16 protein-coding genes are annotated in these 19,446 nt (G+C 42.7%); 1 reads left to right on the top strand and 15 read right to left on the bottom strand.

Annotated elements, in window-relative coordinates:
* Positions 1 to 3: 3 nt before the first annotated feature.
* Complete coding sequence (locus OEY58_10920) at positions 4 to 945, top strand: GDP-L-fucose synthase (GenBank protein MDH5325963.1); 942 nt, start codon at positions 4 to 6, stop codon at positions 943 to 945.
* Positions 946 to 1,010: 65 nt separating this feature from the next.
* Here OEY58_10920 and OEY58_10915 read toward each other — a convergent pair whose 3' ends face one another.
* The 15 genes from OEY58_10915 to OEY58_10845 all read right to left on the bottom strand — a co-directional run bounded on the left by OEY58_10915 (position 1,011) and on the right by OEY58_10845 (position 19,427).
* Positions 1,011 to 1,382: a hypothetical protein gene (locus OEY58_10915; GenBank protein MDH5325962.1), complete on the bottom strand. Its 372-nt coding sequence runs from the start codon at positions 1,380 to 1,382 to the stop codon at positions 1,011 to 1,013.
* A 206-nt stretch (positions 1,383 to 1,588) separates the two neighbouring features.
* Positions 1,589 to 1,933 (bottom strand): hypothetical protein, encoded by a 345-nt coding sequence (locus tag OEY58_10910; protein ID MDH5325961.1) that lies wholly within the window; start codon positions 1,931 to 1,933, stop codon positions 1,589 to 1,591.
* Positions 1,934 to 1,986: 53 nt separating this feature from the next.
* Positions 1,987 to 2,340, bottom strand: a complete 354-nt coding sequence (locus OEY58_10905) for a hypothetical protein (protein ID MDH5325960.1) — start codon at positions 2,338 to 2,340, stop codon at positions 1,987 to 1,989.
* Positions 2,341 to 2,395: 55 nt separating this feature from the next.
* Positions 2,396 to 2,758: a hypothetical protein gene (locus OEY58_10900; protein ID MDH5325959.1), complete on the bottom strand. Its 363-nt coding sequence runs from the start codon at positions 2,756 to 2,758 to the stop codon at positions 2,396 to 2,398.
* Positions 2,759 to 3,201: 443 nt separating this feature from the next.
* Complete coding sequence (locus OEY58_10895; protein MDH5325958.1) at positions 3,202 to 5,460, bottom strand: FG-GAP-like repeat-containing protein; 2,259 nt, start codon at positions 5,458 to 5,460, stop codon at positions 3,202 to 3,204.
* A gap of 320 nt (positions 5,461 to 5,780) precedes the next feature.
* Positions 5,781 to 6,257 carry a hypothetical protein gene (locus OEY58_10890; protein ID MDH5325957.1) on the bottom strand — a complete coding sequence of 159 codons (477 nt, stop codon included), beginning with the start codon at positions 6,255 to 6,257 and terminating at the stop codon, positions 5,781 to 5,783.
* Positions 6,254 to 11,110, bottom strand: a complete 4,857-nt coding sequence (locus tag OEY58_10885) for a PKD domain-containing protein (protein ID MDH5325956.1) — start codon at positions 11,108 to 11,110, stop codon at positions 6,254 to 6,256. Before OEY58_10885 ends, OEY58_10890 begins: the two co-directional genes overlap by 4 nt.
* A 1,115-nt stretch (positions 11,111 to 12,225) precedes the next feature.
* Positions 12,226 to 13,272: a hypothetical protein gene (locus tag OEY58_10880; protein MDH5325955.1), complete on the bottom strand. Its 1,047-nt coding sequence runs from the start codon at positions 13,270 to 13,272 to the stop codon at positions 12,226 to 12,228.
* 267 nt (positions 13,273 to 13,539) lie between these two features.
* Positions 13,540 to 13,896 carry a hypothetical protein gene (locus tag OEY58_10875; protein MDH5325954.1) on the bottom strand — a complete coding sequence of 119 codons (357 nt, stop codon included), beginning with the start codon at positions 13,894 to 13,896 and terminating at the stop codon, positions 13,540 to 13,542.
* Between the two features lie 99 nt (positions 13,897 to 13,995).
* Positions 13,996 to 14,298 (bottom strand): hypothetical protein, encoded by a 303-nt coding sequence (locus tag OEY58_10870; protein ID MDH5325953.1) that lies wholly within the window; start codon positions 14,296 to 14,298, stop codon positions 13,996 to 13,998.
* Between the two features lie 1,435 nt (positions 14,299 to 15,733).
* Positions 15,734 to 16,093 carry a hypothetical protein gene (locus OEY58_10865; protein ID MDH5325952.1) on the bottom strand — a complete coding sequence of 120 codons (360 nt, stop codon included), beginning with the start codon at positions 16,091 to 16,093 and terminating at the stop codon, positions 15,734 to 15,736.
* A 362-nt stretch (positions 16,094 to 16,455) separates the two neighbouring features.
* On the bottom strand, positions 16,456 to 17,913 hold the full coding sequence (locus OEY58_10860) for an Ig-like domain-containing protein (protein MDH5325951.1): 1,458 nt from the start codon (positions 17,911 to 17,913) through the stop codon (positions 16,456 to 16,458).
* Positions 17,914 to 18,075: 162 nt separating this feature from the next.
* Entirely contained in the window at positions 18,076 to 18,468 is a 393-nt protein-coding gene (locus tag OEY58_10855) for a hypothetical protein (GenBank protein MDH5325950.1), read from the bottom strand.
* A 16-nt stretch (positions 18,469 to 18,484) separates the two neighbouring features.
* The gene (locus OEY58_10850; protein MDH5325949.1) at positions 18,485 to 18,826 is read right to left on the bottom strand and encodes a hypothetical protein; all 342 of its coding nucleotides are present in this window, start codon (positions 18,824 to 18,826) and stop codon (positions 18,485 to 18,487) included.
* 343 nt (positions 18,827 to 19,169) lie between these two features.
* On the bottom strand, positions 19,170 to 19,427 hold the full coding sequence (locus OEY58_10845; GenBank protein MDH5325948.1) for a hypothetical protein: 258 nt from the start codon (positions 19,425 to 19,427) through the stop codon (positions 19,170 to 19,172).
* Positions 19,428 to 19,446: the final 19 nt, after the last annotated feature.

Here is a 19,446-nt window from a genome sequence, read left to right as displayed (position 1 = left end):
CCCATGAACAAAAACAGCAAGATTTTCGTCGCCGGTCACAAAGGCTTGGTAGGCAGTGCCATCATCCGGCAACTGCAACAACAAGGTTTCGAGCAAATCATCACTGCAGACCGTTCACAGTTGGACCTGACCCAACAACAAGCGGTCAACGACTTTTTCGCAAGCAATAAACCGGACTATGTCTTCCTGGCCGCGGCCAAAGTGGGCGGTATTCACGCCAATGACACCTACCCCGCCGACTTTATTCGTGACAACCTGGCAATGCAAAGCAACATCATTGACTCGGCATACCGTCACGGTTGCAGCAAACTGCTGTTCCTGGGCTCATCCTGCATCTACCCCAAGCTGTGCCCCCAACCCATGCAGGAAGATTACTTACTCACCGGGCCCTTAGAGCCCACCAACGAATGGTATGCCATAGCCAAAATCGCCGGCATCAAAATGTGCCAGGCCTACCACAAACAATACGGATTTAAAGCCATCTCCCTCATGCCCACCAACCTCTACGGGCCGGGAGATAACTTCCACCTGGAAAACTCCCATGTACTGCCGGCGCTGATTCGTAAATTTCACGAAGCCAAATTGAACCAGGCCCCATCCGTACCGGTGTGGGGCTCGGGCAAACCCAAACGGGAATTTCTGCACGTAGACGATCTGGCTAATGCCAGCGTCTTCCTGATGCAAAACTACGACGAACCGGGAATCATTAACGTGGGCACCGGCAAAGACATCTCCATCGGCGAAGTGGCCCAATGGGTGGGAAAAATCGTGGGCTTTGAAGGCACTATTGAATACGACGCCAGCAAACCCGACGGCACCCCCAGAAAACTGTTGGACGTGAGTAAACTAAACAACTTGGGTTGGCAGGCATCCATCGATCTGGAACAAGGCTTGGAATCCACCTATCAGTGGTTTTTGGAACATCAGGAGAGTTTTAGGAATTAAGTCCGGAAATAATATTCACTATAAACCTGATATACAATAAAACCAACTATCGCATCTAGAAATACTCAATTCGCTATATCGTAAACTGAAAAACTATTGGCATGAATATTATCCGCATCTGCACAAAAATCCGTAGATGCATATGTTCTAAATTTCTTACCCGTAGCTAGGGAGATTAAAGCGTACTGTTTGGCATCATTGTAGTTTGGATTGGATGCCCTAATAGCAATCCTGTTGCTTGCTGGATTGCACCCTAATGCCCCACCTTTAAAAAATATTACCAAGCAAGCTCCCCCGCTTGGACCGCATAAATTACTTGACGCAACGGTTACTACTTCGGACACAGGATTTTGACCAATATACCCACGCGCGGCAAAAGCGATAGATGAATTTAGAATTAGCAACGACACTAATGTAATCTTTACTGCCTGTTTCATTGCACCCCCTGGGATTCGAAAAACTATATATTTTTATAAAAATTGTACCTAAGGCTAGAATTCATCAGCTTGTTTTCTGAGAGTCACTATTTAATTCCGACACTAGTAATTACTGCTAGATCACCGCAAATACAACCCGAATTTTGATCTGAGCCTGGGACTGTACTTGGTTATTGCTTATGTATTGAGAAACCTTAACTGAATTTTTACGGCTTCTTTAACACTACCCCATAACCGGTTTGTGTCAAATCACACGGTTGAGTACCATCAAATACACTGATGTTTGCTATATATAAACGTTGACCTTTAGATAGCGCCGTGGTCACCAAGCCGTAATAGTAAGGATAGGATTTATCCGACACCGGAATATATAGATTAAACCCAAACCACCCTGGCCTGCAGTATTGGTCAAATCTCGCATCTGTCATTTTGATCCAAAGGTTACCATCCCCCTTAATTTGAACGCGCTCCACTGTAGACTCCACATCTACCCCTGCAAAAGCGGAAAATGTGACAAAAACAAAAGCCAAACTAATAATATACTTTCTCATTTTTCACCTAACTGTAGACTGCGATGCTCGTCTTTTCCCAACCCACAACACCACTACCGCTGTATCAGTTGAATGGTATTTACATCCTCACCGTCTCCCCATCGGGTACATGTGTTACTGCCGGTTATCCTAACCGTCTTTTTTGACATATACGCAGCCAAAATCATCGCCAATTGCGATCGTCCGGCAACGGATGCTTCATCTTTAATCATCCAGTACGTGTGCCCGGTAGAACAGGCTGGCCGATCATACTGCGTGCCGCTAACATAAAAATAGTGTAATCCATCACTATCTCTTACCAAAATGTTTGTAATTATTCCTTCTTGCGTACCGGAATAGGCTGGAACGGAAAATATTGTGATCGACCATGCAATTATCGATAAAACTTTTCCGACATATTTTTTCATCTATATACTCCCCGAACACCTTGTTTTTGCCCGTCAATCTCTAGCAATCCATTTTTTACTTTATGCCAACACTAGTTATGACTGCCAAAGCTCCGAATGTACACCCGGAATTGTTATCAGTACCCGGTGCAGTACTAGCAGTGTACCAAACATCTATTTTTCGTTTCGTACTTATCGCTGTCAGCAAAATTGCTAACATGTTTTTCCCTTCAGGAGTGGTCGCATCAAACCTGAAATGGCGTCCAAAATAATTACATACATTAGCTACTGAAAGATCAACACCAAAGGCCATAGTTTTTGCGCCATACAAATACAACGGAGTTAAATTGCCTGCATACTCACTTCTCCCGATACTTGGCAAAGTGAATAGTGCGAGAGCCATCAAAGCCGCTAGAATCCGATTTTTATTGTTTTTCATAATCTTTCCTTCTATCCCACCACAAATTTCTTTCTCTTTTTCTTGTTATGCAAACCAGACACTAACTATCCCACTCTATGCACACGAATCCTGTTCTGAGAACAATCCCCCACAGCATCATACCCTATATTAATCCGTTCCTTCGTTGCCTTCGCCATCAACAATCTACTTATAAGAGATTTCACTCTATCATACGGAATATCAACGCCGATTGAAAAATAGTCAACGGCACAGAGCGGGTGGGTTGAAGGTTGGTTATCCAATCTAAATAATACCAAGTTACTATCTGAATAGATTAACACGTCCGTTACCACACCTTTCATGTTTGCATTGTATTGTGCATATAGGGGTGAAACTACAAATAGTAATAACAAAGTAATGTATTTTTTCACTTGTTTGCTCTCTATGAATTACCAATTACTCAGGTTTTTGCACTCCGCCACTTACTGCAATATAGAATTAATAATAACCATAAGAGCGCCAATATTAACATTTGGATCTGTGCCCAAAGTTAGTTCCTCCAAGTCTGGAACGCCATCTCCATCAGTATCGACTGTAGCATCCAAACGATCTAATGGATTGAAGTTGTGTTGTAATTCAAACTTATCAATATATCCATCCCCATCTGTATCTGACATTGTGGGGTCTGTATGAAAAATCACGAGCTCTTCAAAATCTGTCAATCCGTCTGTATCTGTATCGGCAGTGCCATCTTTCTGCAAGCTACTGAAGGCCTGGACTTCAAGTCTATCTTCTATTCCATCATCGTCGACGTCCCTATTGTTAAATATTTTCATATATACTTTTGAATCCAGTATTGATGCAATATCAAGCAACCCATCTCCATTGAAGTCACCTACCTTCGTATTTTCGAAACTGCCCCACCCATTAAGATCTTTGATCCATGGGCTAGACGATATCATACGACTATACAGCAGCGGGTACAGAGCGATGGAGTCCTGCAAAAAACCACTACCCGTGGAATAATTTACATTTAGATTATCGCCATTGGTGGATACTAAATCTGTCAGCCCGTCGCCATTAAAATCACCGCTCCACACATACCCCCTAAAACTATGGCCAAATAAGTAATGATAATTTTGTATATTCGCTGCCCACTTTTCATGCCTGAATCCAGCGCCTGTCGAAAGAAGCAAATCTATATCTGTACCGGAGTAATCTATGGACAACGGCCCAGAGGCTAAATCACTCTTTCCATCCCCATTGAAATCTCCTACCCAATTGTATCTTCCTATTGCTCCAGCAGGAACACTCCAACTTTGAGAATCAAATACCCCTCCTCTCGACAAATGAACAAACACTGTGTTACTGGAATCATAACCGGCAATGTCTGACTGTCCATCGCCATCAAAATCACCAACCCACTTGTAAACCGGATCCCCCCAAGCTAAAGATGAGTTCCATTTCGAAGTTGAAAAACTTGTACCCGTCGAAAGCTTCATGTTCTGCGAAACACTATCCGCAGAGGTTATATCCAATAGCCCGTTTCCGTCAAAATCTCCTACCCAAGTAGTAGCCGACCCACCCCAATCCAAACCTGTACCATTCAAAGCCCAATCGATGCTGGTGAAACTTTCGCTATTAGATATTTTCATGGCTATCTGATTATTTGTTGCCATCGTAACGAAATCCGCTAAACCATCTCCTGTGAAATCACCCACCCATGTAAATTCAGGCAGGTTCCAATTATTTAATACAGACCAGACTTCGGCGTTGAAGCCTTCACCATTCGATAGCTTCATATACACGTTACCCCCATCTACAGAGGCAATATCAACCATCCCGTTTCCATCGAAATCACCAACTCTAGTAAACGCGGCGCTCCCCCACTGGTTAGTGACATCCCATCCTTCTGCATAAGCAGACGTAAATTCTATTGGGTTTGTTAATAAATTAAACTCTCTAAGGTTCGTCAATGAATCATTATCCGGATCTTCCAGAGCATCGTTAAAGAATGGGTTTAGACCGTACAATTGTTCGTAACTATCCGGAATTAGATCATTATCGTCATCCGGGTCGCGGTTATCGCCGATGCCATCCCCGTCAAAATCTACCCATTCAGTACCGTCTGTCGGAAAGACATCTATGAAATCGCTAAAGGAATCCGCATCATAATCCGGTAGAGTTATTATCCCGCCCTGTATGGACGTAAGAGCCACCTCTTCTCCCCGACTGTTACTAAGCAACACATTGCTGATTTGAATTTCAATTTGAAACCCCTGCGGCGTTGTGATTTGGGCAGGCAAACTGACTATTATTCCATCTGCAATTAAAGTGCTGGCTAAATTGGGTGCAAATATTACGCGAGTAGTTTTCATGCCTGCACTAACGGAAAACTCGGCAGAATAGATTGTCAAGCCATTAGATGAAGTTGAAGTCTCACCTTGTTGTACATCAATTGCACTATCCGGGTAAGACACATCGAACTGCAGGGCAATTACGGAGCCATCGTTGGTGAAATTGATGGGAATGTTAATGGCGCGATTGGATCCGGGCGGTGTACCACTGCTGACATTGACATTGCCTACGGAGATATCCGGTGCGGCAACTGCATGGAGGCTAAACGAGCTGAATGCTAAAAACAGTATTACTGAACTAATACGTAACACACAGCGACGGCTGTAATTTGAGCTGCCCCCCTGTGTTTCACAAAAAAAGTTTTTGCTGGTTTTTGTTTTCATACTATTTTTCTTCCAATCATCAATGTGCACACTGCCATTTTTTCTTACCACGTATATGTGATTTGCCGTCAACAGAGGTCGATTAAGGCTGTTTTTATGCTGTTCATTCTTTATGAATCCCTAAGGAACAACGGCTTTCCATGGTCCGACCCAGACTTTGGATTACGTTCATTTTGGTACCAAAAGCGGCCAATTAAGGCTGTTTTTTAGTGCTTTTTCACTAACTTTCTTAATAGTTTCAGTTTGTTATCTTGGTCCGACCCAGACTTACACCCAGACTTACACCGAAGACTTACCAGACCCCAGACTTGCCAGAGCGACTAGTTATTTTTCAACCCTCTACAACCATCAATCTTTCGCGCTAGCTCAATTGCTTTCCCATTAAAAACTCCTACCTCTAGATCCAACTCATTTTTTCTACAACCGCTACCAAAACATACCCTTAACTTATGTAGAGACATTTTTAGCGATTCCAAAGTAGCTGCGAGGAGAAAAAAGCTACAACTTGATCTTTGCGTATTACTTTTTAATTCGAAAACTGCAATTTCCTGTGCCTTATTTATTCTATCTGTTAGTTTTGTGTCGATGCTCTCGTAGTAATATTGATCGGATAACAATTCAAATTTTCCTTTAATTAATAGATCGTTCAACTCTATAGTTAACAAGTTTTCGATAGAATCTAGCTCCGCCGCTTTTCTTGCTTCTTCACTCTCGATTGATAAACAACTAGTAACTATAATGATATTTAACATAACCACCAATATAATTGCGTCAATTTTAATATTTGCCTTCTTCATAACATGTCACACAATTTCTTAAGGTCAGAATTTACGGGAAAGTTTTTTTCTATCCTAATTTTTGCTTCCTGATTGCGTCTAAGTTCAGCATCTACACTTTCCGCACAACGCCTCCTCTCCCTTGTGACACATTCATAAAATTTCTCATCAATCTCAAATCTGCAATTTTGATAATGGATTTCACAAGACATGTTGATATATTTCATATTATCTTTGTGCAAATCTGCGTTGATTTGCTTTTGTCTTTCACACTCCGAATCCAATGCTATTACTCCCGTACATATTGCCTGAACAACACTAACTTCAGGTTTTTGCGGTTTATGTGGATTGGGAGCCTCTTCTGTCGAATCAAGCCCAAACCTGTCAACACCTAGAATAGGATTATTTAAAACGTACGCATACAAATTCACCCCTCCCTCCAACCCAATCGGATCAACCTCCAAATACCGCCCGGTCCTCGGATTATAAGTACGGTGATAATTATAGTGCAGTCCCGTCTCCACATCGAAATACTGCCCCGGGAAGCGGAAGTTAAAGTGGAACTGAATTCCATCCCCATCCGGGTCTTCTTCCGCTAAGGCTTCGCCGAATGGATCGGATACCCATCGCCACACTACGGTGTTAGCACTGTTGGTGACTTCTCGAGGCGTATTGAGGTGATCTGAGTGGATGTGGTACACCTGTCCACCGGTGATTATTGCCACAGGGGTATTTCCGAACCAGATGTATTCTCTGATTACTACGCCGAACTGGTTGTACTCACCCAATAACTGCCCCGCTTCGTTATAGAAGTAGTACACGGTGCGACCGTTGCTGTTACGAGAATAATTAACGCAGACCAAGTCTTGCACGGTATACCTGAAATCCTGGTTGCAGTCGGCATCACCCGTTGAGGTTGCTGTACCTAAAATAATCGCTGCAGTCAGCTCCAGATCTTGTTGATTGATAACCCCATCGCCATTGGCATCTCCCGGTTGCACGCCAATACCGTTTAGGCTGCGTTTGCCGATGCGTTGGCCCAGCTCGTTCAATGTGTAGCGGGCATATTCCACCGTACCGGCAGTGTTAGTCACACGGTTGAGGCGTTGTTTGCCGCCGTAGGAGTAAGCAAAAGTACCGTCGTTGGTGGTGTTACCGGCATCATCATAAAGTATGGACGCAGCCAGTACGCCGCTGTTCAACAATTGGTTGGTACCCGTGGTATAGGTGCTGGTTTCTACCGTTCCATCGGTGGTTTTTTCGGTGCGGTTGCTGTTACCGGCACCACCGTTGTCGTAAACAAATGCCTGTGTACCCTTGGGACCGGTGTAGTCTGATAAACGCAGCATGGAATCATAGACGTAGTTTTCATTATTGACTGCACTATTTTGGTCAATGATGTTTTTTTGGTCAATGATGTTTTCCAGATTACCGGTAGGATAGTATTCCAAGGTTTTTTCTGTGGAGGATAAGGTAAATCCACTTATTTGACCGTCCAAGTCGTGGGTTTTGCTTACGTTCGTTGCACCGGCTGTCCAGCCGCTCAAGGGGCCGAAAGGTTCATAGCTCATGTTGCTGATGATGTTTGGACCGTCGAGGAACTGAATTGAGCTGACTTCACTATTCGTATAATTGTATTTGATGGTTTGACCGGATGGATAATTGATTGTTTCCAACTTACCTTCGGTATCGTAATTGTAATCAACCGCCAGAGCTACGCTATCCAAGACCTGTACTTTGTTGTTAATACGACCGTGGCTATCGTAACCGTATTGCAGGCTGGAATTGTCCTGGATACCGCTAGTGGCGTTTTGGGTAATACTGTTAAGACGACCGATGGCGTTGGGACCGGTATCATAATTATAGGTAGTGGAGCGAGACACTTGTTCTCCGATCTGCACGTCGGCGCCATAGCTTACTGTAACCAGACGATTCAAGGCGTCGTACTGGGTATAGTTGGTGGCAATATTGTTGGCATCAACTTTACGCTTGAGGTTGCCTGCTTCGTCGTAGTCGGTGTACTTAACAACACCAATGTCGGCGCTATCTACCTGCGTTAAATTACCCAAACCGTCGTAACTGTAGGTGGTTATCACGTTGTTGGGATCGGTTACTGTATGAGTACGCCCATCCGCGTGGTAGGTATACCTTGTCACACCCAACTTGGCATCTGTAATGGTTTCCAAACGGTTTAGAGCATCATAGGCGTAGCGGGTGATGTTGCCGGACGGATCTTCGCGGTATAAGCGGTTACCGTTGGCGTCGTAGTTGCCGCCATTGGCGATGTTAATAAAACGAGTCACCTGCGGCGGCGTGCCTGCACCTTCTATGCGCTCCAAGCGATTATGCTGGGTATAGAATTTCTGCACTTTTCGACGCAGGGTTCCGGTACTTCTATCGCCATTTTGCGTTCCGGAATAGGTTTCCGTCAAAGTTGCGTTGCCCAAAGTATCGCGACCGTAATGGATTAAGTTACCGTGTTGGTCGTACACATCACTCAGTCGGTGTGCGTCATCGTAAACATAATTTATAGTGGATTTATCCGGCATGATGACGCCGGTCAAAAAACCCATATTGTCATAGCTGTAATCGGTAATCTCATTGGTGTTTGAATCACCGACCTCTCCATTACCCGCGCCATCACCTACGCTAACTATGTCTTTTTGACCGTGTATGGTGTAAGCAATGCGGGTAACCAGCCCATTAGGGTCGGTAATGGTGCGCGCTCTGCCATGGGCGTCATAATCTCTAATGGCGGTAGCCGGATGAGCCGGGTACAAGGGACCTTGAATATCCGTCAAATTACCGTTCAACACATTATAGATGTAAGTCGTTACATCAGAAACGTCCACGCGAGGGCCATCAACAGTGCGTAACAGACCTTCTCGAATTCCATGGGTCGCGTCATAGTAGGTGTAGTTCCAGGCTCGTTTTTTCAAGGCCGGGTTCAGTATGGCAACGTCGCAATTAGGGTCGGTGCCATCAGGCGTGGTATCAATTTCGGTGCGCGTTTGCAGCAGTGCTGTACCCGGAAAATAGTCAAACTTAATGGATTTTCTCGGCTCGATGACACAAAGGGGAACGCGATAGTCATTATGCCATTGTGTTGTAAAGGTGCGTTGCTCCGCGGTGCCCAACGCTTCTATGCGCTGTTCCGGTAGGCCTCTGGCGTTATAGTTGTAATCGGTTTGGATACCTTTGAAGTCCTTGACTATATCCGGGAAGCCGTTGGCATCGTAGGTGTTGATACCACCGGTTACGCCGCATACCTGGCACTCCTGCCCGTCTATCATTCGTACTTTAATTTTACCGTCTTCATTGGTGTAGGCATATGTTCGAGTTTCGTTTTTGGAGTCGGTTATATTGGTCACGCCCGCTAAAGTTGCAGGATCACCTACTTCCGCCGTAATTGCGCTAGTTGCAACGGCTGAGTAGTCGAAGGTAACCGTATCCGCTGTGTTTGCACCAGTCGCGTGAAAACTTGATGTCGCTCTACCCATGGCATCGTAGGTAAAGGTTGCATAGCGATTGTTATTTTCATCCACAATTCCGGTCAGTAGGTTGGCATACAGATTGTGGTCATAAATATACTGTCGTCGGATAAGTTGTGGTGTGCTTTGATAGGTAACGTACTCCAAATTACCAAAGCTGTCGTAATCGTAGTTGATGATACGGTCCGCCGGATCGGTTACGGTGTCCAATCGACCCGCGGTATCATACGTAAAGCTTAATTGTTGACCGAACTGTGATGTTACCGTTTCCAGTTTACCGTTGGCGAAATAGGCTAGAGTTTGAGTAAAACCTTGACTGGTCTTAATCTCAGTTAATCGCCCGGAGCCACTACCAAATGCAGTTTCCGTAAAGGTTTCTACATTGTCGCTATTGTCAATGAACTGCCAAACACCCAAGACCCCAGCCGAAGGCGGAGTCACCACAACCAGCCGTTCAGTAACCGTACTGCTGCGTGGAACCCAAGAGCCGGTGTTGTTGATATAGGTAATGTATACCCCATCCTGCCGGTATACGCGAGCCACATTGGGAGTTTGCGATGCATCAATTACCACGGAACGCTCATAAGTATGACGCCAGTTTCTACCCAAGCTGGCACTCTCCGGGGTATAACTGTTGTAGTGGCGATTGAACACCAAGGGGAAGTGACCCGCACCTGTATAATCGGACTCTAACTGGTATTTGTTACCGGTGGCTCCGTTTATCGGGTTTGAGCCATTACAATCCGCAGGCCCATTGTTTAACCCGACATCCAAACCGTCCACGGCGGTTTCGTCAAAGACATTAACTGTTACAGCGACAGTGGATGATAAACGTCCGTCGCTAACTGTTAACGTGACATCTTGGGATGGTGCCGTAACAAAAGTATGCGTTGGATTCTCCAATGTGCTGACGGGGCTACCGTCACCAAAGTCCCATTGATAGGTAAGCACTCCGGTTGGTGTGGAATCGAATGAGGTACTTGCACTAAATTGAACGGGTATATTTAAATTGGTGTTATAGGGTCCACCGGCACGGGCTGTTGGGTTATCGTTTACCAATATCTGGAGCGAATCCGAAACTGCGGGATTTTTACCATCAGATACATAAAAAGTAACCGTATACGTCCCCGCTTGAGTATACGTGTGAGATGCGGTCGAACCTGAGCCGTAGCTTTCATCGCCGAAGTCCCAGGTATATATCAATGGATCGCCGTCGGCGTCATACGCAGAGCCAATGAATGTTGCGGTGACGGATGGAGTTCCATCGGGTAGATCTACGACTTGATCGGCACCTGCGTTGGCCGTTGGTAACCTATTGACATTGAAGTTAACATCCACCATGACTTCATCTAAACCATCTGATGCATACCACAGAAAAGCCACCCCACCTCCCGCAGAAGGTGGAACATTCCCGGACAATTGCCCTGTAAAGGTATTTAGATTTAACCAAGACGGTTGAAATACGACTCTGTACTCTAGCGGCAGAGGATGCCCATCATCGGTCACCGTAGGCGTATACTGGTACGTGGTATTAATCAGTGCTTCCGGCGCAGTGGTTGGCGTTACAATTGGTGGAGTGTTAACTAAATCACATGAAAAGTTTGGAACACCTGATATATGGCCATGGGGACAAGTCCAATTCCTTGTCACTCTGACGGTATGATCTAGAAAACTCGGCGAGCTATCAATCTGGTTGCCCAAATAAACGACACATAGATGCGAAACTTTAACATCAGCTGTACTTCCATTACTTACGAAGCTCAGCGCACTGTCCACTACAGCGTTATCGCATGCAAAACTGTACAACTCAGGCTCATTAACCAACGATACATTTGAACATACCCCTGGTGAATAAGAATCTGGGTAATCATTTGTACATTGATCTGTTCGCTGAGCATAAGAATCTACACTTTTTTCAGACCTATATTCGTCACAGCCAAATTCGCCACATTGTCTATAATAATCGTTATATTTAAAGGTTACTCTTGCCGAATACACTCCATAATTCCACACCCAAGCTCCGACCGCTACTGAGCCTTCTACTAATGTTTTTGTTTGGCATGTTTCATCCGGATATGCATTCGCACACTCATCCATAAGATAACTATTCACGAGGTCATCTACTGCTTGTTGTTCAGTCTTGTCTGCCCCCACAGGAATCGTCCCAGGGTACACCCGACTTGCAGGATCGACCCATCCTGCAGTCTCAAAAGCTATATGGCCAGCTAATTCGGCTAGCGGATCTACAACATCGGTTAAATTGTTTTCGCAGCCGGGTTCCAGGTACGAATTGACTGGCTGCCCATCCACATAAAAAGTCGGAACACAATTCTGCTGAATGTCGTATAGAACATCTGAATCATCTGGAACTGTCGACATATGAGACCAAGCGGCTCCTACATATAACTGAGTAATGCCGATTAATATAAATAGATTAAGAAATATTTTCTTTTTATACATCCTTAATAGCCCCGGAATCGTAAATTCGAATCAGACGATTATTTTTTGCCTGACAATATCTTATGCATAACCCTTTCATAGCGGGAATATTTTTTATCACAAACTTCTTTTTGACTATTACACCAAGTTACCTTTTTACTGTAGTGCTCTTTATCGACCGCAATTATTTGGTCACACAACGCTCTTTCGTTTTTACAGAAGCTTCCTAATAATTCCAAATCTTTCTTATAACCGGAAGACATAGAGGATACGCACTTCTCCATACTATTTTCACATTCGGATCGAATTTCTATTGACTGTTTTTCGAATAGCAATTTATCCTTTCTGTAACCATCACACGCACTTCTATCTTCTTTGCACCATTTTTTTACCTTCCGACCCAATTCTTGGTATAAATCAGAACGCTTTTTTAAAAATGCTTTTTCTTTTTCTCGTTTTACACATGCGGGGGATTTATCACAGATCTCTTTAAGTTTCTGCTCTTTCTTGGCACGTTCTTTTTCAGACAATGGTTGCACTAATCCCTTTCTTCCTTTTGACTCCCAGTAAGAAGACGCACCACTGAATCTTGCAAGAACGGATACAGGCATATTATTGATCATTATTAGGTTTAGATTCCCCAAAATCTCACTATTCTTGGTTGGCCGCCAGAAGCTCAGCTTAACCCCGCTAATTTTCACCTCAATCAAACTACCCTTTAAATTCTTATACACTGATTTTTCGGTTTTAATATTTTTTGCTATCCCGTCAGGGACAATACTCTTAAGCCAATTGAAATAGCTAGAAGAACTCCTATTCTTGAGAAGCCATTTCCTGGCCGTGACTGAATAACAACTTTTTTTACCATCACTATTTTTCTTCCCTTGCGTCTCCTGGCAATCTTTCCACTGCCACTGCATTTCTTCGATATCCGTATAACCGAAGAAGTATTGATAGTCTTCTATAGTCGGATTTTCTTTATGAACAGTAGCAACAAACGACTTAACCAAGTCCAAGTCTGATTTTTTATCGTTGGCATAGGCATTAGTAAAGAAAATCAACACCATAATCGATGGGACAATATAAAATATTTTCGGAATTTTCATAGGATTTAATACTTAATACTTATACAATTATATTTTTTATCTAGCTTTTTTTGTAAGGCGCTTTATACCACAAAACCCTAACTCAATCAAAAAACCTATTTTTCTAGGAGCCTATGCTTATTACTCGCACAACCAAAACTGATTGTTATTCGCACAATCCTACATCCTAACAAACATACCCTTCGAGCCCTATGCAAATAACATAACACAGCAGTCTATATAGTTCGATCGTATAACATACGCACTACGCACCTAATTCGCAATTTCTTAAACAGAAAAACTATTCGCATTAATATTTTCCGCATCAGCGCAAAAATCCATTGACGCGTACGTTCTAAATTTCTTGCCTGTAGCTAACGAAATTAAAGCGTAATTTTTGGCATCTTTGTAATTTGGAATGCTCGTTCTATTAGCAATCCTATTACTTGCCGGGCTGCACCCTATCCCTCCCCCTTTAAAATATATAATCAAACAAGCGCCTCCGTTTGGACCGCAAAAATTGCTTGATGCTACGGTTACCACTTCCGACACAGGGTTTTGACCAATGTACCCTCGTGCAGCGAATAAAGCAGATGAATTTATTACTAATAGTATTAGCAATCCGATCTTTACCGCCAGTTTCATCGTATTCCCCTATGTGTCGATTGACCGATTCCAGCTCAATATGAAGCCCTTCCCTATAAAACAACCCCAATATTTTCACAGAGCCTCTAAGCAAAACATCTATTGGTTGTGTGTGCGCACCATATAAGCGTCAGTAGACAATTCATATGCCAAGCAATCATAGCCGTCTGGATATCTTATAGTTACTGTTCTACCTGCCATCTGTGCGGCCAATAATGCACTGTACATTGCTTTCGCACCTGGATCGTCTGCACTGCCGACTTTGTGCCAATCCTGTCCCTCAAGCTTAACCAGTATATTTGCTTTTTGTGGTTGTAAATGTACAACTTTCGCGGGCGGACAATCTATAGCTTGTGCCGATAAAGAATAGAATAAACCCATTGCGAAAATTAATCCTTTCATAAGCTACTCTCTTTTAATTTTTTTAAAGCAATACGTTTGAAATAAGAAGGCACTTCCTTTTAAATTCTAGAAATTCACATACCTAATTACAGCAGATTTCCACGGCTCCCAACTGTCACACGTAGCCGGAACGTCGTCACCATCAAAATGAACACGGGTCAGCACTGCACCGCTAACTTTTGCTGATAGAAACATAGAAAAAACAGATTTACATGTTTCCGGCCCCATCACGTACGACGTTCCGGGAACGCTCCATTGACCGTCGGGGTTACAAAAAAACACGGGGTAATTCATATTACTTAATTGAACCATCAATTTATTGGTTCCATGATAAGCCACCTTATTAACTTTCACGTTGTTACAAGTCAATGTCCCTGCTATTAGATTCGTTGACATAAGAACGCATGAAATTGAAAATACTATTTTCTTCACTACCCCCCCCTAAAAACTTAAAAATACTGGAACGAATTTAGATGCTCTATTGCCTACATCTATAGCAAAACAGCATTCCCTAATTTTCCATGTTAACGAAATATGGAAATACTTTTGGAATTGCCCAATTTCCCAAATATTCCGCTGAACATATTGATCCGTCGTCATAATATTGCGCTATTTTTTTATTGGCTATCTTCGCGGTCATAAACATAGTAAACCATGTTTTACAAATTTCCGGGTGTACGCCATTCATTACATCATGAACCTTACATAAATAATGTACGCCAAAACCAGAGTCTACTTGGAGTATCCCGGATTTTGGTCCAATTGCCAAAACCCGCACAAACCCGGAACACTTTACACCCGCATTTACATTGCTAGACACTACAATCAACAAAGCTACAATCAATGTTTTTGAAAGAACACCAATACACCTTAGCTTCATTTTTAATGACCTTTTCCAGGATAACTAAATGTTCATCATAATATAGGATACGCGGCAATTTGATGTGTTTTCTGTAATTCTAAGGGTGATTGTTCTCTTGGTAGATATTGCCGTTAGTAGAGTTGCGTATATTTCTCTTTGTCTGCTATTTGCAGCATCGAGAGTCATATACACCCCCTCGGAAAGAGTGCAATTTAATAGATCTTTCTGTGGATCTACCACTTTCATATAAATGTTACCATTTTCGTGAACGTACACAAATTCCAGCACATCATTGACCGATCCTTTACAGTATGTAGGAGCACAGTTTCCAAATGCGGAAGCGCTCATCAATACCAAGAAAGTAAATATCGAAACACAAAAACAAGTTCTGATAATCATCCTCACCTCTACTCCCGCTTAATCATAAGTCACAACATTAAAATACATCAGATCATTTCCTATGCATAAGGATCAGTATCTTCTAATTGGGTATTGCAAGCACCAAAGTTTCAGTCGTTTGTGGCTTCTAAATAGAACCTTACGCCGTACCAGTTATTGGCTTCTGTCATCTTGCTACCCTTTCAGGTCTATTGCTAACATCCCTTCCGCATACCCAGAAGGCGCCCCCGTGCACACATTGTTACCGGCAACCCAAACCGTTTTATCGGTAGTTTTTGCGGTTAGAGCTATAGACAACATCGCTTTAGAATAATCTGATTGAGGGTCCAGCCAAAGTGTTAAAGACTGAACTGAACCAGTACAGGTATTGTTGTTGTCAAAGTTTCCATTTTTCACGAACACATAGACTTTATTATTGTAAGCGAATACATTAGTCACCCTACCTTGGTAGGAACCCGCATGGCCATTTGCCTGTGGCAGAAATAAACCCGCCACAACTCCAAATAGAACACCTTTTATGTTTCCTATCGACATCTACATATCTCCTATATAAATAGGTGAAGGGGAAGCCGCATAGGTTGGGAGATTTCCACAAGAATCGTAATCCGGCGAATCCGCATAGTAGAACTGTGTTGTCCCACCATTTTCTTTCTTTTTAATTAACATACTTGTCCACATCGCACATGTTGTGACCCCCACCCCTTTCCAAGTCGAGTTTAGATTACAAATATATGTATAATCTCCTCTCCCAGAATGGATCACATTCACACTTCCATCTTTGTACACCAATACCCTGTTTATTGTGACTCCACATTGTACAGCAGCCTCTACAGAAGCACACAAGAACATAAAAAAGATAACATATAGCGCAATTTTCATACTATCCACCCCGTCTATTAGTTCAATATAATAGAGAATATTGGCACCAACACACCATTATTTAAGGTTGGGATAGAATCCTCATTGTCATTTATACCATCATCATCTGTGTCTTTTTTCTTTGGGTTGGTTCCTAAGGATTGTTCTTCAAAATTTGAAAGCTTATCCAAATCCGGGTCGGCACTGGAATCATCTACGCCAAGCTCTAAGCCGTTTCTTACTTCAAATAAATCGGTAAGAGTGTCACCGTCTGTATCCACTAAATTTACATTAGTTCCTGCTTGATATTCTTCCAAATTGCTCAAACCATCGGTATCCGCATCTAAATTTGCATCCGCTGCATTGAGATAGTTTAAACCGTTTTGAGTTTCAAACTCATTAGGCATGCCGTCACCATCCGCATCCAAATCACAAACATCACCCACCAGGTCTCCATCAATGTCCGATTGATTGGCATTAGGAACATATATGCAGTTATCCGTAGTATTGAATACCCCATCGCCATCCGCGTCGTATTCGGTGACCACAACAGAGACGGTAACAGTTCCCAAGCGATTGCTGCTATCTCTCACAATAAATCCAATTCTATCTTCACCGATGTAGGTGGGCGTCGATTGATACAGAAAATAATTATTGAAACTTTCTACCCGCTCTACGGTACCGTGCAGGGGTAACTCGGAGTTGTTCGGGAAAACCGCTAAATCCGAATCCGGCACACTGACCAACGTACCGTCTTCTTTCCTGTATTTAGCAGCACCTATCTGAAGCCCCCATTTTTCGCCTTGTTGGGCAGTCAAAGTAAACGGTGTTAAGATCAAATCGTTTTCTATACTGTTCCCTACATTCACAACAATGTCTCCGAAAACTGGAAAACTTTTACTGTCCGTTACTTGATACATAATGTGATCACTGCCAGAGTAATCTAAGTTTGGTTGGTAGTATAATTGTCCAGCGGCAGTCAAAGACGCTAGACCGTTTTGAGGACCTCCGCCATTGACGATCGAATAGGTTAAGCTGTCATTATTCGAATCTGTCGCGATTATTTGTGCGTTTAAAGGCTCATTTACATCCACCAGCAGCATTCTATATCCCGCCACTGGCGGCTCATTGAGAAAATATCGTCTTTGGCCATAGTTACTTCTTACGGAACACTTGGAAGAGCTGCCAGACAAAATAAATGTATAGCCAGCCGGCACAGAATAATCCCCACCATATGTGCCAATTAGCAAAGGGTTAGAGTATCCTTTACATCCGTAGATGCCGTTTGAGACTGTGGCTAATTCCACGCTTATATTATAAAGCGCGCAACTGTTATCTACTTGTTCAGAGATAATTACTTCGTTATCTCTGGCGGTATTGTCTGCACCAAAATAACAAGATATTCTCGCCAAGGATTGGCTAGTAAATAGTATACTAAAGATTAAAAATACGAGTTTAGTTCCGTTTCTATTGGTTTTCTTCCCCTGAAGAATCATAAAGCCTCCACCGCTTTTTTTAATATTTCTATTTTTAGTAGTTTTAATAGATCTACATCCTGGTAATCGACCAACCCAATACAGGAAAAAGTGAAAAGACTACAACGACAATCATGATCATTTTCATTAAGCGCAACCCACCTCTATAATGCCCATAAAAATCTATTGATTTTTTAACCAAATTCTATCGAATTTCAAATAGCCACTAGTTACGGTATACATTTGAATCATTACCGTTTTGTTTGCTGCTAGCGCCGTTAGTGCTGTTGCATAAACCATCTTTGCCAAATCCGGATTTTCTGTTACGGGTAATATTATGGCTTTCCTATTACCAATTGGCACAGAAAAACCTACTTCTGTAAGCTCTGCTTCGGTTACCGATTCAGTCATATATAGCAAGATATTGTTTGCGCTGTTTATATATACATCAGATATTTTCCCATAATATTGACATAACGGCACATTTTGAGATCCGCCAAAAAAACAGTTCGTACCCGCATTAACGGTACCGCTAATAGAAACCAATAGAATGAATAACCACGACGTTTTTTTCATTGCGTACCCTTGCTAGTTACCGAATCATTAAACGATTGAAAGTAGGGGCACATACAGGCGTATCAATATTATGCCCATGAATATTTATATTTATCTCTTTCCCCAATGCATAGGCAGACATAATGTTCGCCGCCATTACTTTATAATTAGGATGCGTGATAGATAAATTGTATCTTGTACCATTGTCACATGAAGAAAAATTGGGGTTTGCGTATCCAATAAGTATATTGAGACCACCATTATGTGGATACATGGTATTTATCTTGGTCCATCCCGACCATGGATCTGCATACGCAAAGCCTGAAAATAGGATAGAGACCAAGAATAAGATTTTTTGTTTACTTCCGTTATTTTTCACAGGCCTACTCCTCCCCCACCTGTTACATCACTCTTACCGTTGTTTTTCTCACCATTGGAAATCGACACCTATATACCATTACCACTAAAAAATGGCAACGCACAATGTCAGTTAATATTAAATTAGTTAATAGAGTGAGCAGTAGTTAAATAAGTAGTGATTCGCTTATCATAAAGGTGTATAAAAGATTACGGGAGAATGAGCGGATAAACTAAACAGCAAAGATATGATCAATATTTATACAGACCAGCATGTATCAGATGCTTTTGTATTGAATAGCAGGTAGATCATTCCTGCTGACTGGATAGCTCAAAAGATTTTTGTAAGTTTTCAATTTGCTCTTTCATAGTGATATATAAGTAATATCCTTGATACCCAGTTGACGCAATTCACTCAGTGATTTCTGTGCTTCAGAAATGGATGCCTGCAATACTTGGCTGGCTGCTTCTTTGGCATCAGCTAAGGTAGAGAACGCCCCTACCGTTCCCGCAGGCACTTCACGAACCACCGGATTACACGAGTTAATATCTACCACGATATAGGCTACATTAGACTCCGCATAAGGGTCTTCGACTATGCTGGCCGGTTGGGTTTGTTCCAAAATAGAATTGAGAATATTG

Source organism: Gammaproteobacteria bacterium (assembly GCA_029882975.1).
Lineage (GTDB): Bacteria > Pseudomonadota > Gammaproteobacteria > SZUA-152 > SZUA-152 > JAJDNG01.
This window is presented reverse-complemented; position numbering and strand designations above follow the sequence as displayed.